Raw genomic sequence first — 21,583 nt, 5'->3', positions numbered from 1 at the left:
GCACAAGGTCATTCGTTGGGTCTTCGGGGTCTTGCATTCGCAGAAGCCCTTTGACCCCAAACTGACATAACTCCTCAACCTGCTTGACTTCAACCTACATGCACAGTATCTACCGCTACCGCTACTCTATAGATGGATTACGGTGCAACTGCTGGCAAAACTGTGTAAGCCTACTGCCCTCTTGCCTCATTTGCACTGGCAGATGCTTGATTCAGATATTCGTAAGTGGCGCGCGAGACTTCCCGAATAAGCTCTTGGGCTCGTTCGTCATTGGTGGGACGGCGCACCATGACTGCGGCAATGTAGCGTCTGCCGTTAGGCATGTCGATGACGCCAACATCACCGACCAGCGATCTAATATCACCGGTCTTGTGGGCAATGATGGCTCCTGTACCTAATCCCTGAGGAAGCAGCGTATTGGTTTCGGTGCGGCGCATGATTTCAAGCAAGCGATCGCGCGATCGCAGCGACAGCAAATCTCCCTGAGTGACGGCAGCTAGCAGCTTCGCCATATCTTCAGGACTGGTGGTGTTCTCTCCATCTAAATCGGGTAGAGGATTGCGAATGGCAGTTGCGGTTAGCCCCCATCCCTGAAATCGCTGATTCAGCGAGGAAATTCCTCCCAGCCGATTGATTAGCATGTTGGTCGCCGAATTATCGCTGATGATAATCATCTTGGTGGCCGTTTCCAGCACACTGTATTGAGTGCCAGGTGGCTGATACTGCATATCGCCTGAGCCTTCCGCAATATCAGAGGCTTCCAGCGTAAGCATCTCATCTAGACGAATGTTTCCAGCATCTACTTCCTGAAGTAATGCCACCAAAACGGGCACTTTGATGATGCTGGCAGAGGGCATTGTCATTGTGCCATTCAGGTCAAGATAGGCACGAGTATCCAGGTCAAACAGGAATACTCCCGGATTCAACTCTGGTTGACGGGCAGCAAGCGTTTTTAACGTGTTGCCCAAGGCAGTCATTTCTTGAGCAGGGGTAAGGGCTGTCGGGGAAGCCTCCAGGCTGGTGGGTGTTGCATCTCGGCTGAGGGAAGTTGCAGCCGTTTGTTCCATTTGGGAGGGTAGCCCTAGCCCAGCCGTAGTTTGAGGATTGCTGGCTGTCTGCTGGGCTGTAGGACTCCAAATTGCCAGAAATGTTCCAGCGATCGCCCCAAACCCAACTCCTACAATCAGCAGCCGCACGATATATACCAGCGGCGATGCAGGACGGGCAGGACGACGCTCAATCCGACGCTCCATTTGAGCTGAGAGGGAAAGGTTACGCTGTCGGCGCGATCGCACCCGCCCTACCTTCAGAGGAGTTGCTTCCCTACGAGCAAGACGGCTGTCTGGACGCACCGGACGAACCAGTGCTCGATGCCGTCCAATTGTTGGAGGGGTACGCCGCACCGGTTCTAGCCGCACAGCCGCACGGGATACTCGCGGTGTGGGTTGAAAAGCCAGTGAGGGCTTAACAGGCTGATCGGTCAAGCGTCCATCAGGGATACGTGACTGGAGCCGAGGCGGTAGCTCTTTTCTGGCATTAGCCGCAGGCAAACGAGACGTATTGCCAAACAGTAAATGGCGAACATTAAATCGAGTATCTGTTGGCGGTGAAGTGTTGGGATTGAAAGCATGGCGCGCTGAACGCTGAGTTCGGGTCAGACGCTCTGGCCGTGCGAGTACAGGGCGCACAGGACGCAATCCACCCTTGGCAGCATCTCCTGAATTCCCTTGTCCCTGCTCTGAGCGACGCAAAGGAATCAGCTGAGACGGCTGATTCATCTGTTGAGGAGGTATGCGCCGACGGCGCGATCGCTCGGATTGACCATCAGATTCCAACATACACGACACCTTTAACAGAATTGGCGAAACGCTGGGCTTCTAAACAATTAAACGGCTTCTGAGCAGGGAGCTTGGTTGAGTTCCTTCGGCTTTACTCTGGCATTGTAATGCAGTCTATCCCTGGCAACTTCAGAACTGATACATATCTCTCATCCTTTAGCTTTGGGACTTTCCAAAAAACATCAAATGCTGCTGAGGTAAAACATCTTTTGTTTGTTGCCAGACCAGCCCTACTGCCTGCATTTCCTTGCGTACCTGCCGTTGAGTCATTTTGTGCAGCCCCTTGATCGGAATCAATGGATTTTCACCCCGATATTCTGCTAAAACTACTCGTCCATCGGGTTTTAGCGATCGCACAATCGCCTCCATCATTTCGCGAGGATACTCAAACTCATGGTAGGCATCAACCATCATCACCAGATCTACCCCCTCAGCAGGTAAGTTTGGGTCTGTTGCACTGCCTAAAACAGGCTCCACGTTGTCAATCTGATCTTCTTGTTTGAGGAAAGCAATAATATCCAGCATTTCGGGCTGAATGTCTACTGCTAGCACCTTTCCCTGTGGCACCAGTGGGCTAAGCCGAAAGCTAAAAAACCCCGTTCCCGCTCCAATATCAGCAACGACATCGGTTGGCTGCAAGTCAAGCTGATCCACTAGCTGAGCCGGACGCTCTTCCCATTCGCGGCTAGGACGCTCTAGCCAGGCTGCGCCCCGATGCCCCATCACTTGAGCAATGTGTCTGCCCATGTAAAATTTGCCAATGCCGTCACCATTGTGAACCGTGCGATAGTGATACACACCATCACTGGTGGTTGCGCCAGCAGGCACGGCACAACTGCTCAACAGTAGCCCCAGACAGCAGACTAGGAGAATGACACTCCGAAGCAGAATTTTTGGATATGGCTTTGAAATCACTGGCGATCGCCCCATCTTGCTGAGAATATTCTTGCAGCGCTTAGAGCTTTTACAGATCCATTCAAAAAATCATCTTGTCCTAATAGGACTCAGCCTGGGGGAAAATGCTTAACCAGTTCATCTCCGGGAATGATGGTTGTCTCAAACATATAGGCTCGATTTGCCAAATAGCGTTGGTCTCGCTTGATCAGTTTTATGAACTGATTGTGTTCTTCTATAGAGCGTCCCACGAGGCAACCCGCACTATGTCCCCCTACATCATTGCGAGACGCACTGTAGCCATGATGCTGATTAACGCCAAACAGACCAATCTCAACTAAGTCTCCCGCCCGTGAATAATCCTTGTTCAAATCTCGGTGAACTGGAATTTTTCCCGCTTGAACCAGAGCAGGATGTCGCTTGTCTCTTCTGTGAAACCCCATCTGCCAGGCTTTGTACTGCCCAAACTTGATTCGGGCTGCGCCTCTGACGCTCATCGGTTTAAGCGTATATTTCTTGCCGGGTTCTGTCGTTGCCTCCCATTTACCGACCAGCTTTGGAACTCCATTTACAATTTCGATGACCAGCCGTAAATCATTAAAGGCATTGGGTTTGTCATTATTGAGGGTACCGTCCAAATCCATTCCCTCAATGTAGACAATGTTGTAACGCTGGTTGCCATGAAAGATTTTGTAATTCTTCCTTTGCATATACTGAATAACTCGACTGGCCAAACTATTGCTAATCTGAAAATTGTTGACCTGAGAGTTGCTGACTGGTTTGGCTCTGAGCAGCTTTTCTGCGGTTGTCCCATCTAAAAAATCTTGTTGCTCAAGCCCTACCCGTGCCTGAAAGTTTTTGAGAGCGGCAATGGATATCGGACCAAACTTGCCATCGGCTGGCGGATCAAGTAGCGCAAGAGAAATCAGCCGTTCCTGAATTTGAGCGGATAACAGCTTTTCGGCCGTAATCGCATTCATTAACAGCTTGTCACTCTTTCCCACAAAAGTTTCTAACTTCAAAACGCCTTGATCTTGAGGAAAGCGAACAGGGGTGCCGTCTGCATTAAGTAACTGACAGTGCCCCACAAAAATTAGCCAGGTGTTGCGCAGGGTACCTTCTGGACCCGGAAAAGCAACTTGGTTGCCTTGCTCATCTTGACCAAAAGCAACTCGATAATGAATTTCTTGATATTTGCCGCAGCTTGCAACAGGCAACTGAGTCCCCTCTTCAAGCTGATATTTGAAAGTGTCAGGCAAGTTGATAGCAGGTTCAGCTTTGAGCTTGAGTGGAGTTGCGGCTGTAACTTTTAAGATATAGTTGCTCATAACAGATTCCCAGGCAAACAAAGTAGCAAAAAGATGGGTGCAAGACACGAGAATGTCTGTCTGAAACAATATACAGAAGAGTCTGTAGAGCGCTCGATTCGCAACAAAATCTTCATCTTTAAAGCCTTGCTGAATTGCTACTTGGCAGGGTTCTATAACAATCTCAAATAGGCAATGAATGGCTCACCTGTTTGGGGTATTTTGCTTACGAATGCAGAAGAAATTTGGGATGCAAAACTGAAGTTTTGCATCCCAAATTTCTTCTGGTTTTTACCAATATCCTGGTTGCCTGCTCAACCTTCGCTGGATTTGACGTGCTACTACACTACTCTCATCCTTTTTCTATCGCTGTCTCGCTTTATAGGTGTAAAAGTCTCGAAATACGCCAACGGTCTCAAACTCGTAGGTAGGAAGCAGGCTACTTACAGACAAATTAGTCTTATAGATACTCAGAATTAAGAAGTTTTGACGCTCTGTACTCTCAGAAATGAGTTGCTTAATTTCGTCCTGATTGTCTTCCAGCAGTTCAGCACACTGAGCTTGAAGCAGGTTTTCCAGGAAGCTGGGTGCTTTGCTGCAGGCGTTCTCTTCTAGATATTCAGTCAACTGAGCGGTTGCGTAGTCATCATAGGCAACTTGCCCAGGATTGGTCACTGCCATCGCGACTCCTACCCCGACTAGCGCCAACCCAACTATAGAAGCCCCGATTGTTATACCTTTCATGGGATCAAACTCTGATTCTCTCGCTAAGCCTAAGCGTTCTCTGGATTAAATGACAAGTAAATATAGGGATTGTGTTCCAGTTAAGTATCTAAGTGTTTGAATCAGGGGCGATCGCAGTGCTACAATAGGCAATGCAATACGCAGTGTGGCGAGCGTAGCCAAGTGGTTAAGGCAGTGGATTGTGGTTCCACCACTCGCGGGTTCGAGTCCCGTCGTTCGCCCTTTTAAGATTAGAAGTTCATAAGGAGTCTGGCGGCTAAAACCCCGGCTCCAGTAGCAAAGTTCGTCTGTGTAGACTTCGCCTACTAAAAGTTTTCTGGCTTGAGTCGGTAGGTTTTTGTATCGCTGCAACTTTAGGCGGCAGGGCTTACTGAATTATTGTTATAGCAAGATGAATCTACGGTTAGTCAGTCGATGAACTGTACTTTTATTTCAATCTGGTTTATCATCAGTCATCAAGCGACCAACACCGATTTATCAGCCGCCTCATCCTGGAAGTTTTGCCCATGACTCTCACCATGCTTAGTCCTAGCTTGTCTATTGAGCCGACTTATTCTGTTTTTGGTCGTCGTGCCCAACTGCCATTACCTTCTGACCAGCTTTGGCAAATTCAGAGTGGGGTCGTGCGAACGACGACCTGGATGGAAGATGGTTCTATGGTGACGCTGGGGCTTTGGAGTGCAGGGGATGTGTTAGGTCGGCCGCTGTCGAATGCCAATCCGCATAAGGCAGAGTGCCTTACTGAAGTGACGGCAACGCTGTTGCCTCGTGAGGAATGGCACCGGGTCACAGATGCTCTGATCCGACATATCCGTCATTCTGAAGAGTTGCTCGAAATTTTGCATTGCCCGCAGGTTGAGGCTTCCTTGCTGCGCGTGTTGAATTGGCTGGCGCAGCGGTTTGGGCAGGAAAGCAAATTTGGTCGGCGGATTGAGTTACGCCTGACGCACCAGGAGCTTTCTGAACTGATTGGCTCAACTCGCGTAACGGTAACTCGTTTGCTCAGCAGCTTTGAACGGCGAGGGCTAATTCAACGGCAGCAACGCCGAATTACGATTACTCAAGAGGGTGAACCCTTCTGGCATTACGAAATTTAGACCGAGCTTACATGTTCGGGTCAAGTTTGCCTGTCCGCTTAAACATTTGGTTTCTCAGACATTTGATTTAGATGTAATACATGCCGCTGAGCCGCTGGCGAATTTCTCGCTGTTGGCACAGATCTCGCAGCGTATGGCGTTGTAGAACGGCTCTGGCGCTTTGTTCAGCTTCTTTCCACACATTGCGAACAATCACGCGATCGCAATTAACCGTTTTCCCCTGAGCAGAGCGGCTGTTATCTTCCAGGCAGTTAAAGATTTCTAGCAGCGTAATTTGCCAGGGTTCACGCGCTAACAGGTAGCCACCTTTATTGCCTCGCTGACTGCGAACGATTCCAGCATGACGGAGTGCGGCAAATACCTGTTCTAAATAGCGATCGGGAATCGATTGTTTGGCAGCAATGTGCTTGATCTGCAGCGGTTCTCCTGGCTCTGGATGGCTAGCCATCTCTAGAAGTGCGATTAGAGCGTACTCAACTTTGGCGGACAGTTCCATAAATTTTATAGTTCTAAAATTGGGTTAGTCGATCAGAGATGTGCTTCCACCAACGGGAATCGTAAATAGGACGTAGAGAACTCCGGCACCCATCGTGATCACGACCAAGCTAAAGATGATGACCCAGCGGCTGAAGGGGCGATAGGTGCTGTGGTTGATGGCATCCAGAACGGCGAAGTAGTGGCGGGTTGAAAGCAGGACGGTGAGCAGTCCGACGATGGCAAAGACTAAGCCCAGCTTCCAGCCCTGACCTGTACCTTGAATATCGGGTGTTAGCAGATTCCGCAGGCGGGCGATGACGACCCCAAAGCCCATCAGGGCGATCGCCGTTCGCATCCAGGCAAGATAGGTGCGCTCATTGGCTAAGTGGTCTCGCACTCGCTGATCTGAGATCGGTGCTGGGGACTCTTTTGGAGGTGAGGCAGCAAGATTTTGATGTAAATCAAGAAATGTTCGCTGGAGTTCTGGCGGCATCTCTTGATAAAGCTGAATCAGTCGGTCAACATCTGTTGAAGTATCTTCCGATTGAGCTTTAGCGGGTTGGGAATTGGCTTCTGACATTGGGAGGGTTTGGATGCGATTAGTGCAAGGGAATAGATAAGCCGGAGGGCAGCACTAGCGCCAGCAAAGCGGATGCCAGCAGCGCAATACCAACAAAGGGGGCGATCGCCTTTCCCCAGCGGGTTGTTTTCTCAAACAGCATGATGCCGGTGAGCGCTACCATCCAGGTGAGATGAGCGACACCGACACCAAACATCACCAACATGAGTGCCCAACAGCAGCCAAGACAGTACAGCCCGTGACGCAAACCTAAATTCCAGGCAGCTTTGAGTCCGCGCTGATAGTGATGAGTGAGGAAACTCATAGGATGGCGACAAACGCTCATGCACTGTTCTTTAAGACTGCTGAACTGAAATGCGCCTGCGATCAGTAGAGTACTTCCAGCGATCGCTCCAGGATGCTGATGTAGCCAGTGCCAGCGATCGAGCCAATGGTGAATTGCCCAGTCGCCAATTAAAAGAACGATGGCAAAGCCAATCCAGATGGCGGCGTAGGCAGACAGAAAGACGGCGAGGAGCGATCGCGGCTGGGATTGCTTTTGGCTCACCTGCATGAATAGGGTGATCAGGGGCAAGCTGGTAGGTAGCATCATGGCGATCGTCATCACCAGCCACGCCAGCAAAAACACCAGCAGCTTTTGCACGGTGGGCTGTGTGGTCGCCATCGTTGGATGAAACAAATGCTCGTTTCCCGTTAGCGCTGCCAGGATGATGAGACTCCAGGACACCAACACCATTGCCCAAACCAAGGTGATCCCGGGGTTGAGCGTCAGTACAGACTGGAGCAAAGGGCGAGATTGGGTGGATGTGTTGCTCACAGTTAGCTATGCTCAAAGCGAAACAGACCTTGAATGGCGTTGCGTCCGGTGTAGTCCCAGATCAGGTTAAATTCCGGCAAATCAACCCGATGAACCGAAGCTTTCGCAATGTAGGCAGGAGAACCGGGGATTGTGCTAAAGATGCTGTCGATCATTTTGGTGGGGCTACCGTCTGGACCGCGATATGGCTCCATTTCACTCACCAGGACATCGCCAATTTTGATCGTGCCGCGTCCGTTCTCAATGTTGTATTCGATCGGAGCAACGCGGACATCTAGCACGTCGGACACCAGGTTGGCTACGTCGGCGATCGCCCCACCCAATTCCCCGTTAAACACTTTTTCTAAAAGCTGCTGCTGTTCTGGTGTGCTGTTGCTGTCGATGTAAACGACTGCTTTCCAACCCCCTGCCAGCACATTGCCGGGAATGTAGACAATTTTCACCAGAGTGAGTCCCGACACATCCACGCCCTGAATCTTGCCCTGATCAATGTGATAGGCGACAAAGCTGTCACAGTATCCACCATCCGGGTCATCCCCAATCCAGCAGGGACAGGGCGCTTTGCATGAACAGGCTTCTAGAATTTGCCCTTCTAGCTCGTAGATTTTTTCAGTCGCGATCGCCGTCGTCATGGTTCAATTCCTACAAACACTCAGCTTTGAACATTCAGCAAAAGAGAAAAGTAGCAAAGCGATATACCCGGTCTTTGCTACTGATAAATCAAGAGGGATTGCGATGGGCTGCCACTGGTTATGGGAATGGTCAATTGCGTCTCACTGCGCGATCGGAGCGCTTCAAAAGAGGCTGCTCTGGAAGGACGTGGCACAAAAGAAAGCGCTAACACCACAGAAAAACTGATGATGCAAAAGAGGGTAAGAATGAGTAGGTTGTGATTTCTCATAAAACTTCCTCCGTTGTTTGAAGGGTTAGGAGGCGATCGCCGCTTCTCTGTTTGTTCGTCCCCGGTTGCCCAAAATTCGCTCCAGTACCTTTGTCTTCAGTTCAGCAAAGGCAGCGCTGCCAGCATTGCGGGGGCGGGGTAGGGAAATTTCCTGGTTTACCAGTATTGAACCGTTCTCAATCACAATCACTCGATCTGCCAGATACACTGCTTCTTCAACATCGTGTGTAACTAGAACGGCGGTGAAATTTTGCTCTTGCCACAGCCTTTCGATCAACTGTTGCATCTCGATTCGGGTTAGGGCATCCAGAGCGCTCATCGGTTCGTCGAGCAGCAATAACCGGGGTTGAGTCACCAGCGCTCGGGCCAACGCGACTCGTTGCCGCTGTCCGCCGGATAGAGCCGTTGTCCAATCTTGCGATCGCGATGCCAGCCCTACCTGTTGAAGTGCCCACAGTCCATGTTCTTTGCCGTTGCGCTTTAGCCCCAGTGCCACATTGTCTAACACGCGCCGCCAAGGAAGCAGTCGTGAATCTTGAAACATAACTCTGGCATCGGAGTTAAAGCCTCTAAGCGGGTGTCCATCCAGCAGAACTTCTCCCTGGGTTGGCGTTTCCAGTCCTGCCAGCAGCCTCAACAAAGTGCTTTTGCCGCAGCCACTCCGCCCAACAATTGCCACAAATTCCCCTGGCGCAACTTCCAGGTCAATATCGCGCAACACCTGAGCCGTGCCAAAAGACTTGCTCAGATTCCGAATGCTTAATTGAGTGCCAGCGGCATGAGCCACTGTAGTTGTCTTCCTGCTCATAAATTCCTCTGATTTAATAGCTTTTTTGATTGGTTTATCCGTGCTGACTGGGGTGCCAGGGCAGCCACCAGCGCTCCAAAATCCGTACGGCAACGTCTGCCAATTTGCCCAACAGTGCATACAGTAAAATGCTCAGCACCACGACATCGGTTTGCATGAACTCTCTCGCGTTCATTGCCATGTAGCCGATGCCAGAATTAGCGGCGATCGTTTCTGCCACGATCAGCGTTAGCCACATCAGACCCAGTGCATAGCGCAATCCGACCAGTACGTTGGGCAAAGCTCCGGGCAGAATGATTTGCCAAAACAGTTTGCGGCGGCTCAGTCCATAAACTCTCCCCATTTCAATCAGGTTGGGGTCGATGGAGCGAATGCCGTGGAAAGTGTTGATATAAATCGGGAAGAACACACCCAAGACAACCAAAAAAATTCGCGCCTGATCGCCAATGCCAAACCACAGAATCACCAGCGGAATCATCGCCAGGTGGGGAATGTTGCGGATCATCTGAAGCGAGCTATCGAGCAACCGTTCAGCGGTGACATTGATACCATTCAGCACGCCTAAGGCCAAGCCAATTCCGCCACCGATGATGAAGCCGATCATGGCTCGCCACAGGCTAATACCCACATTGCGAACGAGTTCACCGCTTTGCAGCAGGCGAATGGCCGCTTCTACGATCTGAGTGGGGGCAGGCAGAATGCGGGTGGTAATTATGCCTGCTTGTGCCAAAATTTGCCAGACTACGATCAGTCCGAAGGGCACCAGCCAGGGAGCAATCTGTTCCCAGGACAGCCACCGTGTCCAGGATGACCATGATTTTTGATGTGTTAACTGCATATCTAACTCGCCTTCTTATCTTGGTAGGTTGGGTGAAGCAAAGCGGAACCCAACAGGAGCGGAGATTGCGTTGGGTTTCGCTCTGCTCCACCCAACCTACGGATTTATAAGAAAACCAGATTTCCCTGAATTAGCTGGCGCTGCTTACGAGCGCTTGAGTGGGTTGCAAGCTTGCAATCAGTTCATTCAGAGAAATCTGGAGTCGCTGTTCAACCTCTTCAGCAAACTGAAATCCACCGTCGGGCAGTCGCTGGATTTGGCTATCGACGATGTAAACGCCCGCAAAAATGTGTCGTGCCCCCAGGGTAGAGAGGACGGGTTTAAGGGCGTAGTCAATCGACAGTAAATGGGCGATCGTGCCACCTGTGGCGATCGGCAAAATCGGCTTACCCACCAGTGCATTTTGCGGCAGCAGATCCAGGAATGCTTTTAAAACGCCCGTGTATGCAGCTTTATAAACGGGAGTGGAAATAATGATGGCGCTAGCTTGCTCAACCAGGGCGATCGCCTCCTTCACAGCAGGGTTGTCAAACTGGGCAAACAGCAGCGCTTCGGCGGGTAAATCCCGCACCGAAAATAAAGTGGTGGATACCCTTTCTGCTTCCAAGTGTTGCTTGGCGTACTCCAGCACGGAATAGGTGCGAGAGGGGTGAGAAGGGCTTCCGGCGATCGCTAAAACAGACATCTGTAATACTCCAACGAAGTGCGTTAACTAACTGGCGGCAGTAGGAAGTCGGTCGTTTGCCATGATTTCCCCGATCGGGCTGAGATAGCGGCTGGGAGCGAGCGACGGTGGTGTTTGGGCGATCGGCAATTTCGGGAACAGCAGTTCTGCGACCCGGTAAGCTTCTTCCAAATGAGGATAACCAGAGAAGATAAACGTGTCGATGCCCAGGTCGGTATATTCCTGCATCCGGGCTGCAACCGTGTCGGCATCGCCTACCAGTGCAGTTCCGGCTCCACCGCGCACCAGACCAACTCCGGCCCAAAGGTTGGGACTAATCTCCAGCGCATCACGGCTACCGTTATGAAGCTGCATCATGCGCCGCTGTCCTTCTGAGTCGGACCGATCTAACGCAGCTTGAGCAGCGGCGATCGTGCTGTCATCCAAATGCTTGATCAAATCATTCGCAGCGTCCCAGGCTTCGGAGGTGGTTTCGCGCACAATCACATGCAGGCGAATGCCAAACCGAATCGTTCTACCTTGCTCTGCGGCAAGCTGTCGGACTTCGGCAATTTTTTCTGCCACTTGAGCCGGAGGTTCACCCCAGGTTAGATACAAATCGACGTGCTTAGCCGCGACTTGCTTTGCCGCAGGCGATGATCCGCCAAAGTAGAGCGGCGGATAAGGAGACTGCACCGGCGGAAACATCAGCTTGCCGCCTTTAATATCGAGGTACTGTCCTTTGAAGTCCACTGCTTCACCGCCCATGACCTCGCGCCAGACGGAGAGAAATTCGTCGGTTAGCTGATAGCGATCGCTATGGCTCAGGTGCAGTCCATCCCCCGCCAACTCTACCGGGTCGCCGCCCGTCACCACATTCACCATTAGCCGCCCGCCTGACATCCGGTCAAACGTTGCCGCCATTCGCGCCGCCATTCCAGGAGAAGAAAGTCCAGGACGAATCGCCACTAAGAACTTCATCCGCTTTGTCACCGGAATTAGCGATGCCGCCGTAATCCAGGCATCCTCACAGGAACGACCTGTTGGCAATAGCGCCCCAACAAACCCTAATTGATCGATCGCCCCGGCAAGTTGCTGCAAGTATTCCGGCGTGATCGCTCTACCGCCGACTGAGGTGCCCAAATAGCGCCCTTCACCATGAGTGGGAATAAACCAAAGTACATCCATTGCGTCCATGCTCCTTCTATAACTTCGCGTCTTGAACGTTGATCTTTTCGGGGATCAAGCCCAGTTCGTGGAAGGTGTCGGCAATTTCCTGCTGGTCTGCGATCACCTCGTCCGTGATAGGTTCTGCACCGTATTTGCGCCGCTGCACCACTTTTTCAAGCGTTGGCACTTCAATGCCCAATTCAGGCGAAAGCAGTTCTGCCAATTCGGTTGGATTTTCAACTGACCACTGATCGACTGCTTGAATCTCAGTCAACAACGCCTCGACCACCTCTGGATTTTGGGAAGCAAAGTCACGCGATCCCAGGTAAAACTCTCGATTGGCAACTAACCCTTCGCCATCTCGCAGCACCTTTGCTCCGATCGCATCTTCAGCGGCTGCAAAGAAAGGGTCCCAAATTACCCAGGCATCCACGCTGCCCTGCTCGAATGCCGCTCTGGCATCAGCAGGCGGTAAAAACACAACCTCAATGTCGCTCAACTGCAAGCCTGCATCCTCGATCGCCTTGACCAGCAGATAGTGAACGTTAGATCCCTTATTCAACACCACCCGCTTACCGCGCAGATCAGCCACCGACTGAATCTGGGAGTCCTTTGGAATCAAAATCGCTTCACTAGCGGGGCTAGCAGGTTCATTGCTAATGTAGACTAGGGGCGCACCCGCAGCCTGAGCAAAAATCGGTGGAGCTTCCCCAGTGTGACCAAATACAATGCTGCCGACATTCAGCGCCTCCAAAAGCTGTGGCCCTGCCGGAAACTCAGTCCACTGCACCGCAAAGCCAAGCGGTTGCAGCCGTTCTTCTAACCCACCTCTGGCTTTGAGAATGTTGAGTGTGCCAAATTTCTGGTAGCCAATATTGATGGTTTGAGTTGCTGGGGATGTACCAGAACTAGCTGACCCGCTAGGAGCTTCGCTAGGGCTGCAAGCTGCCAAACTCAGGCTCAGTCCTAATCCCAAAGCAAACAAGATGGAGAAAAGGCGCTGCGATCGCCTTCCCCAAAAACTCAAAACCGACTCAATCCAACGAAATCCACCCATCGAACGCCCTAACCCTGTCATTTCCTTATTCCTCGTGCTTTATCCCTTGCGCTGTTTAGGAGCTTGAATTGTTGCGTGCCTGAGCCGCGCAACAATTCAAGCAGGAGGTTTCTGCCAAATCACGTCCTGCACCTTGACCTGCTTGGGAATCAGCCCCAGTTCAAAAAAGGTGTCGGCAATTTTCTGTTGTTCTGCGACCATGTCGTCGTTAATTGGCTCAAAGCTGTAGTTGCGTCTGGCGTTGACCACATCCAGAATGGGCGCTTCGATGCCCAGAATGGGGGACAAGATGCCGACCACTTCATCGGGGTTTGCCTCTGCCCACTCCGCTACAGACTGGGTTTCAGCGGTGATCGCCTCAATTACATCAGCATTCTCAGCCGCAAAAGAATTCGTAGCTAAGTAAAAATCTCGATTTGCCGCCAACCCTTCACTATCCCGAATCACCCGTGCGTCAACCTGCTCTTGGGCTGCTGCATAGAAAGGGTCCCAAATCACCCAGCCGTCAATGCTCTTCTGCTCAAAAGCAGCCCGCGCATCTGCCGGAGCCAGGTTGATCGCCTCCACATCGCTCCATGGCAGCCCGTTCTCTTCCAAAATGACTGCCAGCAGATAGTTTGCGCTCGAACCTCGGGTGTAGGCAATCCTCTTGCCGCGCAAATCTTCGACAGACTGCACCGGCGAATCCGCAGGCACTAACAGGGCAGAACTACGATCTTTGGGGGTACTGCCGCCCACGTAAACCAGAGGCGCATCTGCCGCTTGAGCAAATACGGGCGGCGCATCACCCGTCCGAGCCACATCAATGCTGCCGACGTTGAGCGCTTCTAGCATCGGCGGCCCAGCCTGAAACTCCGTCCATTCAACGGACGCGTTCAATTCCTGCAAGCGTTTCTCTAATCCACCCCTGGCTTTGACCAGCGTGAAGGGGTCAAACTTTTGGTGCCCAATTCTCACCACTCGGCTCTCGGCAGGTGCAGACGGAGGAGCTGCTGAGTCACCAGCAACGGTCGCTGGGCTACAGGACGCAACCACCAGGCTCAAACCCAGCCCCAGCACAAACAGCAGTGACACCATTCGGTGCCGCCAAACTTGCCGAAAAATGTGCCTTAGTCCTGTGAAAACCGAAATTCCTGAATTGCTCATAACCCTCTTTCTACAAGTGCGATCGCCCTAAAGCGACTGGCTGGAAGACCATTCATCCTCATGCAAAATACGGTAAGTCGATCGCATTACTGTATTTAATCAGATTAAGGAGGAATATTGCACAGTTAACTTGAGAAAGCAAGCTTCTTCCGTATTCTTTTCTCAGCAAGCGTTCCAGCCTACGACTTGAAGTAGACCAAAATTTTCATGACCGATCTTGCTTTTTGAGCAGTCCTGTGGGAAGCTTCTAATCAATCAAATAATCTACGGTAAATACGTCGGTATATCGTAAATTTTTGATTAAAGGTACAGGTTCATACCTTGCCCGTGCAGCTCCTAACTCTTCTCAGTGAACGGATTGTGATTCTCCTCTGCTGAATCCAACACAGCCTACCGGGATTTGTAGATTGGCAGGAGTTTGCACAATCCGTTGACTGATTTCTCGATTTGAGTTGGGAATGGCACCAGGAAACTTTTTGAGAGAGCGGTAGAGGAACAATGGGCGAACCAAAGCGAGTAAGTGACGAGTTGAGCATTGCGGGGCAGGTGACTCCTGAACAGCTTCAGCAGGCAGCAGCAGAAGGGTTCAAATCAGTGTTAAATTTGCGATCGCCTGATGAGGCAGGCGTTTTGAGCGACGAGCAGCAGCAGGCTGAGGCAGCAGGGTTGGCGTACAGCAACGTTCCATTGAGCAATTCCAATCTCAGCAACGGTCAGGTTTCAGAAGCGTTAGAGGCACTGGAAGGTTTGCCAAAGCCCGTTTTGATTCACTGTGGGGCGGGAGCAAGGGCAGGGGCGATCGCCCTAATTGCCAAAGCCACTCAGGAAAACCTATCGCCAGAAGATTTGACCGAGCAAGCAGAACAGCTTGGTCTTGAGCCAGACCAGCCACACCTGAAGCAATTTATCGAAACCCATCACCCCCCTAAAGAATTGCTACCAGAGCGCCACCGAGTCTCGCGGCAACAATAGCAACGGTTTGAGGCTGCTGTGAGTAAGAGTTGAACCGAGATACCTGCATCGTCTCAAGGGAATGGGCGATCGCACTTCACTCACTGGAGCAAGTGGAAGTCTCGCATATCGTACCAGAAACGAATCGCTTTTGTATTTCAATTGAATTCAAATACAATTCAAATTCAGACGGGGTTTGGCAAATGAACGGGGCAGAGGTATTTAAAAAACTTGAAGGGGGAGTGAGACAACGACTACACTCCCCCTTCAAGCATTTGGAACTAGAAAATTTAGAACTTTAACCAACCACACTAGGTTCTGAAACGGTTTCAGGCGCTTTGTAGCCATAGAAGTTAATGCAGTAATCGGTGATCCGGACTCCCGTTTCCTGCTCAATTTGGCGCAGCAAATCCTCGGGAAGCTGGACATGAACGTCCATGATTTGATTGGTATCGAGGCAGTTGATGTGGCTGTGGGGATCGCTCACATTGCCATAAAGCCGTCCGTCCGATCGCTCAATACACTCGATAATATTTTGCCCAGACAAAGCTTCCAGGTTTTGATAAACAGACGTATGACCGATCGCTTTACCCTGCTGATTGAGGCGATCGTAAATTTCGCGGGCTGACAGGTGTTCCTTTGCCTGCCAAAGTAACTCTAAAATAAAGCGACGTTGTTTGCTCAGACGCATTCCTAATGCCTGACAGCGGTCAATCGCATCTTCTAGAGATTTAATGGGTTTTCTTGTAGCGACTTCATTTTGCATATCACGTACCATCAACCTCATCCAACAGGTTAGTCACCCAGTTTATTAGTTCCCACTTCACCTGATCTCAAGTGAGAATGAAACTTTAGCCTCTATTTAGCTAGACGCACCAAAGGTTATTGTTCGTTTACTAATAAAAAGTTCAAGCAGAATAAGCAAATCGCCCTAAAGCAAGACTAGAAATCCTAAAAATGTATTAGAGCTCAAATCAAACTCACTACCACTTTAACTTAGATAAGCTATAAATGCCTACTAAAGTCAAGGAATTGGAAGTCAAGGAATTGAGCGACTGTAATCTTTTCTAGGTAAAGTATCCAGAGGATGTCCTCTGTTGAACTACGCCATGACGACTACACTTCATCTTAATTCTGACCATATTCACAGCCTTGACCTGTCGCCTGCTCAGATGGTAATTCAGGCATGGCAAGAGGAAGGAGCGATCGCCAACCACGAACAACAGCTTCAGTTTGAAATTGATTATCCCCGTGACCCAACTGATCCAAGAGAGCTTTCTGAAATTCCGGAGATTCGCCTTTGGTTTGTGCGGCTAGATGCTCAATATCCCTGGCTACCATTCTTGTTGAATTGGGAGAAAGAATTAGCGCTTTATGCTGCAATGCTGGTGCCACATCAATTCAGCCCCACAGAAGGAATTCAGTACAACCCGGAAGCGCTAGAAATTTTTGTCATGCACAAAATTTTTGTGTTGACCCACTGGATGCAAGAGCAAGGAATCAACAGCCGCACCAAGATCAAGTTCATGATCAAGATGTTGGGGTATGAGTTGGAGGATGATCTTTTTGATTTAATCCGATTCTGAAGGACTAGGGACTTGGGGGCTGAGGGTTAGAAGAGGGCTGTAGAATCCAGGTAACGGCGGCGAGGAGGTCTTGGGCGATGTAGTCGGGTTTGGTGGCGTGTTGGTAGGTGTTGTTGAGGACGCGATCGCCATACCCTGTTTGGACCAAGATTCCAGTACAGCCTGCATTGTGCGCCAAATCTATATCAGTTGCCTTGTCCCCCACCATAAAGCTGGTACTCAGATCTAGGTCGTGCTCCCAAGCGGCAGCAACTAACATACCGGTGTTGGGTTTGCGCCAGGTTGACCAGCGGGCAAATTCAGGATTGATTCCGCCTTCCGGTGGGCTAAGGTAGGGGCAATAGTAAAGCGCGTTCAGCTTTGCGTCTGCTTCAGCTCTCAGTAAATTGCAAAGCCGCTGGTGCAATGCCTGGACGTGACTATCAGGATAATAGCCCCGTGCTGGGCCAGACTGATTGGATACCAGACAGCAAAATAGTCCTCGGTCATTGAGCAGCCGCACTGCCGCCGCCGCTCCAGGAACTAGGTGCAGATCCTCAACGCAACGAATATAGCCTGCCTCCAGATTCAGCACCCCATCGCGGTCGAGAAATACGGCAGTTCTACCCATACCCCTTTCCCTAATTAGCGGCTACCCTCCCCAAACCTGTTTCAGCACAGTTTGAGGGTCAATATCAGCAATGTTTCCCGTTGGAGACTTGATTCCCACGAACTTGTCGCTTGCAGGCAACAGCTTAGCAGGATCAGTCGGTCCAAAGAGCGCCAAAGTGTAGACCTTTAGTGCCACTGCCAGGTGCATAGGGGCACTGTCTGTACACAGCAGCAGGTTCGCTCCAGCGATGATGGCAGCGAGTTTGCCCACATCTCCAGGTGTGGTGACTTTTAGATTGGGGCAGGCTTTGGTTAATGCTGCAACAAATTCCTGATCTTCTGGTCCCTGCACTACTACAAGCGGTAGGTCAGGCTGTCGCTGCTGAAAATCCTGAACAATTTGCTTCCATTTCTCGACCGGATAAATTTTGTCAATGCCTTTAGCCTGTGCCAGTTCACTAGAACCGCCATGAATCAGCACGTAGCCGCTACCCGGAATTCCCAATCGCTTTTGCTCGGCTTCAGCCCACCCTAGATCCCGCTTGGGAATGCTAATCGACAACTCAGGGCAAGGAGTATTAATTCCCAGACCTTGCAGCAGGTCATGATACATGTGAGCAGCGTACTGCTCAGACTTGAGGGGAACCGTGTTTGTGAGAAAAATCTGCCCCCCTGCATTGCCTTTGTAGCCAACTCGCATAGCGGTGCCAGTCAACCAAAGGAGGAAACCGACGCCCCATCGCTGCCCCAAGGAGAGCGCAATGTCGTAGTAGCGATCGCGAATTACGCCCAGCAAGTTTGCCCAATCCGCCGGACTGTTGCGGTCTTTGAAGTCGAATAGGATGATTTCATCCGCCGACTTGCACACCCGGTAGGCACTTTTTGCCCTTGGTTCTACGACCACATCGATTTGAGCATCAGGATAGGTTCGCTTCAGGTCATCCAGAGTTGGAAAGAACAGAATTTGATCACCAATCCCACCAGGGACAAGAGCCACTATTCGCATAATATTTTGTTACGCATATTCGCACCCCTATTTTAAGGGAACATAGACTCGGTGAAATGCCTAATTAGAACACACTGTGAGAAAGTTAGTCTCGTGATTTAGATAGAGGGACATCGTGTATCTATTAATTCCAGCAGCAGGAGTCGGTCGGCGGATGGGGAGCAACCGCAACAAATTGCTCATGCCACTCCTGGATAAACCTCTGCTTGCCTGGACGCTCCTGGCAGCCAAAGCCGCACCCAGCATCCATTGGATCGGCATTGTTGGACAGCCCCAGGACTGGCAGGACTTCAAAGAAATTGTGACAGATTTAGCTTTGACGAAGTCAGTCCGCTTTATTCAAGGCGGAGCAACTCGACAAGAGTCCGTTTATCGCGGTTTACGGGCACTACCTGCGGTTGCAGAACATGTGCTGATTCATGATGGGGCACGCTGTCTAGCAACTCCCGAACTGCTAGATCGCTGCTCTGAAGCCGTGTTGACCTATCCAGGACTGGTTGCGGCAGTGCCCGTGAAAGACACCATCAAGGTTGTCGATGAAACCAAAGCGATCGCTGGCACCCTAGACCGCAGCAAACTCTGGGCAGCCCAAACGCCTCAAGGCTTCACCGTTGAACAATTGCTCCACTGTCACGCTGAAGGGCAACGACAGAGCATAGAGGTAACGGACGATGCAGCCCTGTTTGAACATTTTGGTTTGTCTGTTCAAATTGTAGAAGGCGAAGAAACCAATCTGAAAATTACAACCCCAGCGGATTTGGCGATCGCCGAATTCATCCTACGTCAGCGATTTAGCAGCAAGGGATGAGGTTACTTGGGCATGGGGCGATCGCTCTTTCACCGTTACCATTAGCTATGCCGATATTGCTTCAGAACGCACAGTCGGTCGATCTGCATGAGTCGGAACGCGAAGCAAACTTCCTGCTAAAGTCACAACTGCTATAGTTTCGCCTAGCATGTCAAAGAACTCAAGGCTATAACCTGGTTCAATCCCTTCAATATTATGGCGGTCAACAACTACGCCAATATCACCTGCTCGCAAATTTTCTTCAGGGATATCCTGCAAAAGCACTACATCCGTTACAGTTCAAAGTCTATATCGCCTTGTCACCACCCCGCCAATGGTTAGTATTTAGCAAATATCCAGTCAATTTTTCTGGCTCAATGACTGCACGTTCACGATTTGGCAATCTCACTGTGTCAAATTTTAATTAGTAGAAGTATAAGCTTAAACTTACAATTTCTAAAAGTATCAAATGTCAATCAAGTAAGCCACGCATTTCTTCCTATCTTCGCTGTTGGAACCGCATATTCAATTTCATTTTACTCCCCTAGATAAATTAATTGCAAAACAATTGTGAAGTCCGAAGAAGTGAGCGATCGCAATACTTCTCCTCTATTCAACACAATTAACTCATCCGATCTCCACTTCCTACAAACGCCTTACTTTCTTAAAATAAATCTTTTTAGAAAATCGCCCCTGTGAGTACCAGACAGTAACACTATCGCCCTGCTCTAGAGTGCGATATAGCTTCTTGCTGACTGGAGCAACGATAACTTCTTCATTTAACTTGATGTGCAGAATGCACTTTTCAGGCAGTTGAATTTCATCTGGAATATCGTAAATAGTTGAATTGAAGCCCTCGTGATTACGAACAACCCTTTTGTTAACAATCTTTGTACGAGAAGGTACATATTCCTTCTCTGCGAGAATTCCACGCTCATTCTTTACTCGGCTAAATAGATCAAGAACTTTATAACCAAACTGGTGTCCAAACCAAATCAAGACTACTAAAGTAAACAAAACTATCAGAATAGCGATGCCTACAATACCTACAAAAGCGATGCTCTCCACAACTGCTCTCCTATGTAAAATGGCTCGTACCTTTTGCTTTGACTCAGTTGGATTAGATGTAGTGTTACAACAAGCTTAAGGTGTTAGGTTCCGCTCTGCTCCACCCAACGCTTTAGATTTGCCGCACTAAGTGGGAAGACATAATTGCTTGTAAGAAGCGGGCGGAGCGTCTTGGCGATCGCCTACGGGAGTTAAGGGAAGATCTTGAAGATCTGTAGGAGTATCAGTGAGCGGATGAGGGAGGGGAAAGTTTGCGGAAATATTGCGATCGCTTCGGAATCTACTTAAAGCGATAGTCGAGAGCAAGGTTACGAGGAGTCCGAGATGAGTGTGGGATTAGATGAACAGCAGGCAGTAGTTCAAGGTGATTCAGCCAATCGGGGAATGAGGATTGGTTTGACGCGTACCCTGACATGTTTAATGGCTGTGGTCGCGATCGCCTGTCAGGCTCCCCCTTCATCCACTGTTGAAGCTGCAAACAATCTGACTCCAGCAGATGCGATCGCCCAATCCAACGAGTCACCTACGGAAACTGAATCCAACAATTTCACCGTTTATGAAAGCGATCGCCTTGGCTTTAGCTTCAATGTCCCTGATGGTTTCACAGTAGATAATTCCTTGGAGAGCGCTGAGATTGAAGGGGAATATGACTTTCGTGGGCAGGTAGAGATTTGGTCAGATGCAGACTATGCAGACGTTCAAGCAGGAGCCTATGAGGGCGGCACAGAATATCCTCCCAACGTCAGCATTACGGTGTACAACAACCCTGAACAATCACTGCAAGCTTGGGCAGAGGGTCACAATCGGTTCGTGATGATTGGGGAATCCAGTACAGTGACGGTAGCAGGGCAGGAGGCGATCGCCTTTGACTCCGACGGGCTGTATCGCAGCAAAAATATCGTATTCTCTAGCCCTAATGGTGAAGATATTGTCGTTATCTCTTATGCTGAGGGCGGCGAAGGATACGAACAGGCATTTCAAGAAATCATTTCGACCTTTGAATTCACTAATTTAGGTCAATAAGTCGCATGATATTTGAAAAGTTTAATCTGTTGCCCAAACGTGTTTAGCGGTGTAGCATTCGGCAGATAAACCTCAAATTAAATTGAGAATTTTTGCCTGAATGCTACGCCACTACAGAAGATGTGCGCTATTCTTCAAACTCGTAAAGCATTTTGGGCTGCTATAGTGTTTTCCTATTGGGAATGCTGGTCATAATTCAAATTGATAAGTATATTTGTACTTAACTTCCTAAC

The 21,583-nt window shown here is 50.1% G+C and carries 26 protein-coding genes, 1 tRNA gene and 1 pseudogene; 7 read left to right on the top strand and 21 right to left on the bottom strand.

Annotated features, from left to right (window positions below; translation table 11 throughout):
* Positions 1 to 170: 170 nt before the first annotated feature.
* The 4 genes from H6G00_RS35785 to H6G00_RS28030 form a co-directional block, all read right to left on the bottom strand.
* Entirely contained in the window at positions 171 to 1,838 is a 1,668-nt protein-coding gene (locus H6G00_RS35785) for a serine hydrolase (RefSeq protein ID WP_242042544.1), read from the bottom strand.
* A gap of 156 nt (positions 1,839 to 1,994) precedes the next feature.
* The gene (locus tag H6G00_RS28040; protein ID WP_347277291.1) at positions 1,995 to 2,684 is read right to left on the bottom strand and encodes a class I SAM-dependent methyltransferase; all 690 of its coding nucleotides are present in this window, start codon (positions 2,682 to 2,684) and stop codon (positions 1,995 to 1,997) included.
* A 158-nt stretch (positions 2,685 to 2,842) separates the two neighbouring features.
* Entirely contained in the window at positions 2,843 to 4,060 is a 1,218-nt protein-coding gene (locus H6G00_RS28035) for a peptidoglycan-binding domain-containing protein (RefSeq protein WP_242042543.1), read from the bottom strand.
* Positions 4,061 to 4,402: 342 nt separating this feature from the next.
* A complete protein-coding gene (locus H6G00_RS28030) occupies positions 4,403 to 4,783 on the bottom strand; it encodes a DUF4359 domain-containing protein (RefSeq protein WP_190799234.1) in 381 nt (126 codons plus the stop codon).
* A gap of 148 nt (positions 4,784 to 4,931) precedes the next feature.
* Between H6G00_RS28030 and H6G00_RS28025 the strand changes: the two genes are divergently transcribed.
* Positions 4,932 to 5,004: transfer RNA gene (locus H6G00_RS28025), tRNA-His, on the top strand.
* A 285-nt stretch (positions 5,005 to 5,289) separates the two neighbouring features.
* Entirely contained in the window at positions 5,290 to 5,880 is a 591-nt protein-coding gene (locus tag H6G00_RS28020) for a Crp/Fnr family transcriptional regulator (protein ID WP_190799233.1), read from the top strand.
* A 67-nt stretch (positions 5,881 to 5,947) separates the two neighbouring features.
* On the opposite strand, the gene H6G00_RS28015 is transcribed toward H6G00_RS28020, so the two are convergent.
* The 11 genes from H6G00_RS28015 to H6G00_RS27965 all read right to left on the bottom strand — a co-directional run bounded on the left by H6G00_RS28015 (position 5,948) and on the right by H6G00_RS27965 (position 14,338).
* Positions 5,948 to 6,376 carry an Rrf2 family transcriptional regulator gene (locus H6G00_RS28015; protein ID WP_190644248.1) on the bottom strand — a complete coding sequence of 143 codons (429 nt, stop codon included), beginning with the start codon at positions 6,374 to 6,376 and terminating at the stop codon, positions 5,948 to 5,950.
* 24 nt (positions 6,377 to 6,400) lie between these two features.
* Positions 6,401 to 6,937, bottom strand: a complete 537-nt coding sequence (locus H6G00_RS28010; RefSeq protein WP_242042542.1) for a DUF202 domain-containing protein — start codon at positions 6,935 to 6,937, stop codon at positions 6,401 to 6,403.
* A 19-nt stretch (positions 6,938 to 6,956) separates the two neighbouring features.
* Entirely contained in the window at positions 6,957 to 7,754 is a 798-nt protein-coding gene (locus H6G00_RS28005; RefSeq protein WP_199318755.1) for a DUF2182 domain-containing protein, read from the bottom strand.
* A gap of 2 nt (positions 7,755 to 7,756) precedes the next feature.
* Positions 7,757 to 8,386, bottom strand: a complete 630-nt coding sequence (locus H6G00_RS28000) for a DUF1326 domain-containing protein (protein ID WP_190799232.1) — start codon at positions 8,384 to 8,386, stop codon at positions 7,757 to 7,759.
* Positions 8,387 to 8,463: 77 nt separating this feature from the next.
* On the bottom strand, positions 8,464 to 8,655 hold the full coding sequence (locus H6G00_RS27995; RefSeq protein ID WP_190799231.1) for a hypothetical protein: 192 nt from the start codon (positions 8,653 to 8,655) through the stop codon (positions 8,464 to 8,466).
* Between the two features lie 25 nt (positions 8,656 to 8,680).
* On the bottom strand, positions 8,681 to 9,463 hold the full coding sequence (locus H6G00_RS27990) for an ATP-binding cassette domain-containing protein (RefSeq protein ID WP_190799230.1): 783 nt from the start codon (positions 9,461 to 9,463) through the stop codon (positions 8,681 to 8,683).
* Positions 9,464 to 9,497: 34 nt separating this feature from the next.
* Positions 9,498 to 10,301: an aliphatic sulfonate ABC transporter permease SsuC gene (gene ssuC, locus H6G00_RS27985; RefSeq protein WP_190644253.1), complete on the bottom strand. Its 804-nt coding sequence runs from the start codon at positions 10,299 to 10,301 to the stop codon at positions 9,498 to 9,500.
* A gap of 130 nt (positions 10,302 to 10,431) precedes the next feature.
* Positions 10,432 to 10,986 (bottom strand): NADPH-dependent FMN reductase, encoded by a 555-nt coding sequence (ssuE, locus tag H6G00_RS27980; RefSeq protein WP_190644254.1) that lies wholly within the window; start codon positions 10,984 to 10,986, stop codon positions 10,432 to 10,434.
* 27 nt (positions 10,987 to 11,013) lie between these two features.
* The gene (gene ssuD, locus H6G00_RS27975; protein WP_190799229.1) at positions 11,014 to 12,153 is read right to left on the bottom strand and encodes an FMNH2-dependent alkanesulfonate monooxygenase; all 1,140 of its coding nucleotides are present in this window, start codon (positions 12,151 to 12,153) and stop codon (positions 11,014 to 11,016) included.
* 16 nt (positions 12,154 to 12,169) lie between these two features.
* A complete protein-coding gene (locus tag H6G00_RS27970; protein WP_199318754.1) occupies positions 12,170 to 13,213 on the bottom strand; it encodes a sulfonate ABC transporter substrate-binding protein in 1,044 nt (347 codons plus the stop codon).
* Positions 13,214 to 13,288: 75 nt separating this feature from the next.
* Positions 13,289 to 14,338, bottom strand: coding sequence for a sulfonate ABC transporter substrate-binding protein (locus H6G00_RS27965; RefSeq protein WP_242042541.1), 1,050 nt, complete (start codon positions 14,336 to 14,338; stop codon positions 13,289 to 13,291).
* Between the two features lie 498 nt (positions 14,339 to 14,836).
* Between H6G00_RS27965 and H6G00_RS27960 the strand changes: the two genes are divergently transcribed.
* Entirely contained in the window at positions 14,837 to 15,310 is a 474-nt protein-coding gene (locus tag H6G00_RS27960; protein ID WP_190799228.1) for a sulfur transferase domain-containing protein, read from the top strand.
* A gap of 277 nt (positions 15,311 to 15,587) precedes the next feature.
* Here H6G00_RS27960 and H6G00_RS27955 read toward each other — a convergent pair whose 3' ends face one another.
* Positions 15,588 to 16,055, bottom strand: a complete 468-nt coding sequence (locus tag H6G00_RS27955; protein ID WP_190644361.1) for a Fur family transcriptional regulator — start codon at positions 16,053 to 16,055, stop codon at positions 15,588 to 15,590.
* 343 nt (positions 16,056 to 16,398) lie between these two features.
* Between H6G00_RS27955 and H6G00_RS27950 the strand changes: the two genes are divergently transcribed.
* Positions 16,399 to 16,875, top strand: coding sequence for a CRR6 family NdhI maturation factor (locus H6G00_RS27950; protein ID WP_190644256.1), 477 nt, complete (start codon positions 16,399 to 16,401; stop codon positions 16,873 to 16,875).
* Positions 16,876 to 16,879: 4 nt separating this feature from the next.
* On the opposite strand, the gene H6G00_RS27945 is transcribed toward H6G00_RS27950, so the two are convergent.
* Positions 16,880 to 17,485, bottom strand: a complete 606-nt coding sequence (locus H6G00_RS27945; RefSeq protein ID WP_190799227.1) for an HAD family hydrolase — start codon at positions 17,483 to 17,485, stop codon at positions 16,880 to 16,882.
* 21 nt (positions 17,486 to 17,506) lie between these two features.
* Positions 17,507 to 18,472, bottom strand: a complete 966-nt coding sequence (locus tag H6G00_RS27940) for a glycosyltransferase family 9 protein (protein WP_190799226.1) — start codon at positions 18,470 to 18,472, stop codon at positions 17,507 to 17,509.
* A gap of 115 nt (positions 18,473 to 18,587) precedes the next feature.
* On the opposite strand from H6G00_RS27940, the gene ispD reads away from it, so the two are divergent.
* The gene (gene ispD / locus H6G00_RS27935; protein WP_190799225.1) at positions 18,588 to 19,280 is read left to right on the top strand and encodes a 2-C-methyl-D-erythritol 4-phosphate cytidylyltransferase; all 693 of its coding nucleotides are present in this window, start codon (positions 18,588 to 18,590) and stop codon (positions 19,278 to 19,280) included.
* Positions 19,277 to 19,417 carry a hypothetical protein gene (locus H6G00_RS35780; protein WP_242042553.1) on the top strand — a complete coding sequence of 47 codons (141 nt, stop codon included), beginning with the start codon at positions 19,277 to 19,279 and terminating at the stop codon, positions 19,415 to 19,417. The genes ispD and H6G00_RS35780 overlap by 4 nt, the downstream gene beginning before the upstream one ends.
* Before the next feature lie 22 nt (positions 19,418 to 19,439).
* Here H6G00_RS35780 and H6G00_RS35775 read toward each other — a convergent pair.
* From H6G00_RS35775 to H6G00_RS27925, 3 genes and pseudogenes are all read right to left on the bottom strand, one after another.
* A pseudogene (locus tag H6G00_RS35775) lies at positions 19,440 to 19,544 on the bottom strand (DUF4926 domain-containing protein); the annotation flags it as partial.
* 22 nt (positions 19,545 to 19,566) lie between these two features.
* Positions 19,567 to 19,668 (bottom strand): DUF6883 domain-containing protein, encoded by a 102-nt coding sequence (locus tag H6G00_RS36860; RefSeq protein ID WP_347278236.1) that lies wholly within the window; start codon positions 19,666 to 19,668, stop codon positions 19,567 to 19,569.
* 236 nt (positions 19,669 to 19,904) lie between these two features.
* Positions 19,905 to 20,327, bottom strand: a complete 423-nt coding sequence (locus H6G00_RS27925; RefSeq protein WP_190799223.1) for a hypothetical protein — start codon at positions 20,325 to 20,327, stop codon at positions 19,905 to 19,907.
* A 324-nt stretch (positions 20,328 to 20,651) separates the two neighbouring features.
* Here H6G00_RS27925 and H6G00_RS27920 point away from each other — a divergent pair, with 324 nt between their 5' ends.
* Positions 20,652 to 21,350 (top strand): hypothetical protein, encoded by a 699-nt coding sequence (locus H6G00_RS27920; protein WP_190799222.1) that lies wholly within the window; start codon positions 20,652 to 20,654, stop codon positions 21,348 to 21,350.
* Positions 21,351 to 21,583: the final 233 nt, after the last annotated feature.

It is taken from the genome of Leptolyngbya sp. FACHB-541, from assembly GCF_014695875.1.
Classification (GTDB): Bacteria; Cyanobacteriota; Cyanobacteriia; order Elainellales; family Elainellaceae; genus JAAUTN01.
This window is presented reverse-complemented; position numbering and strand designations above follow the sequence as displayed.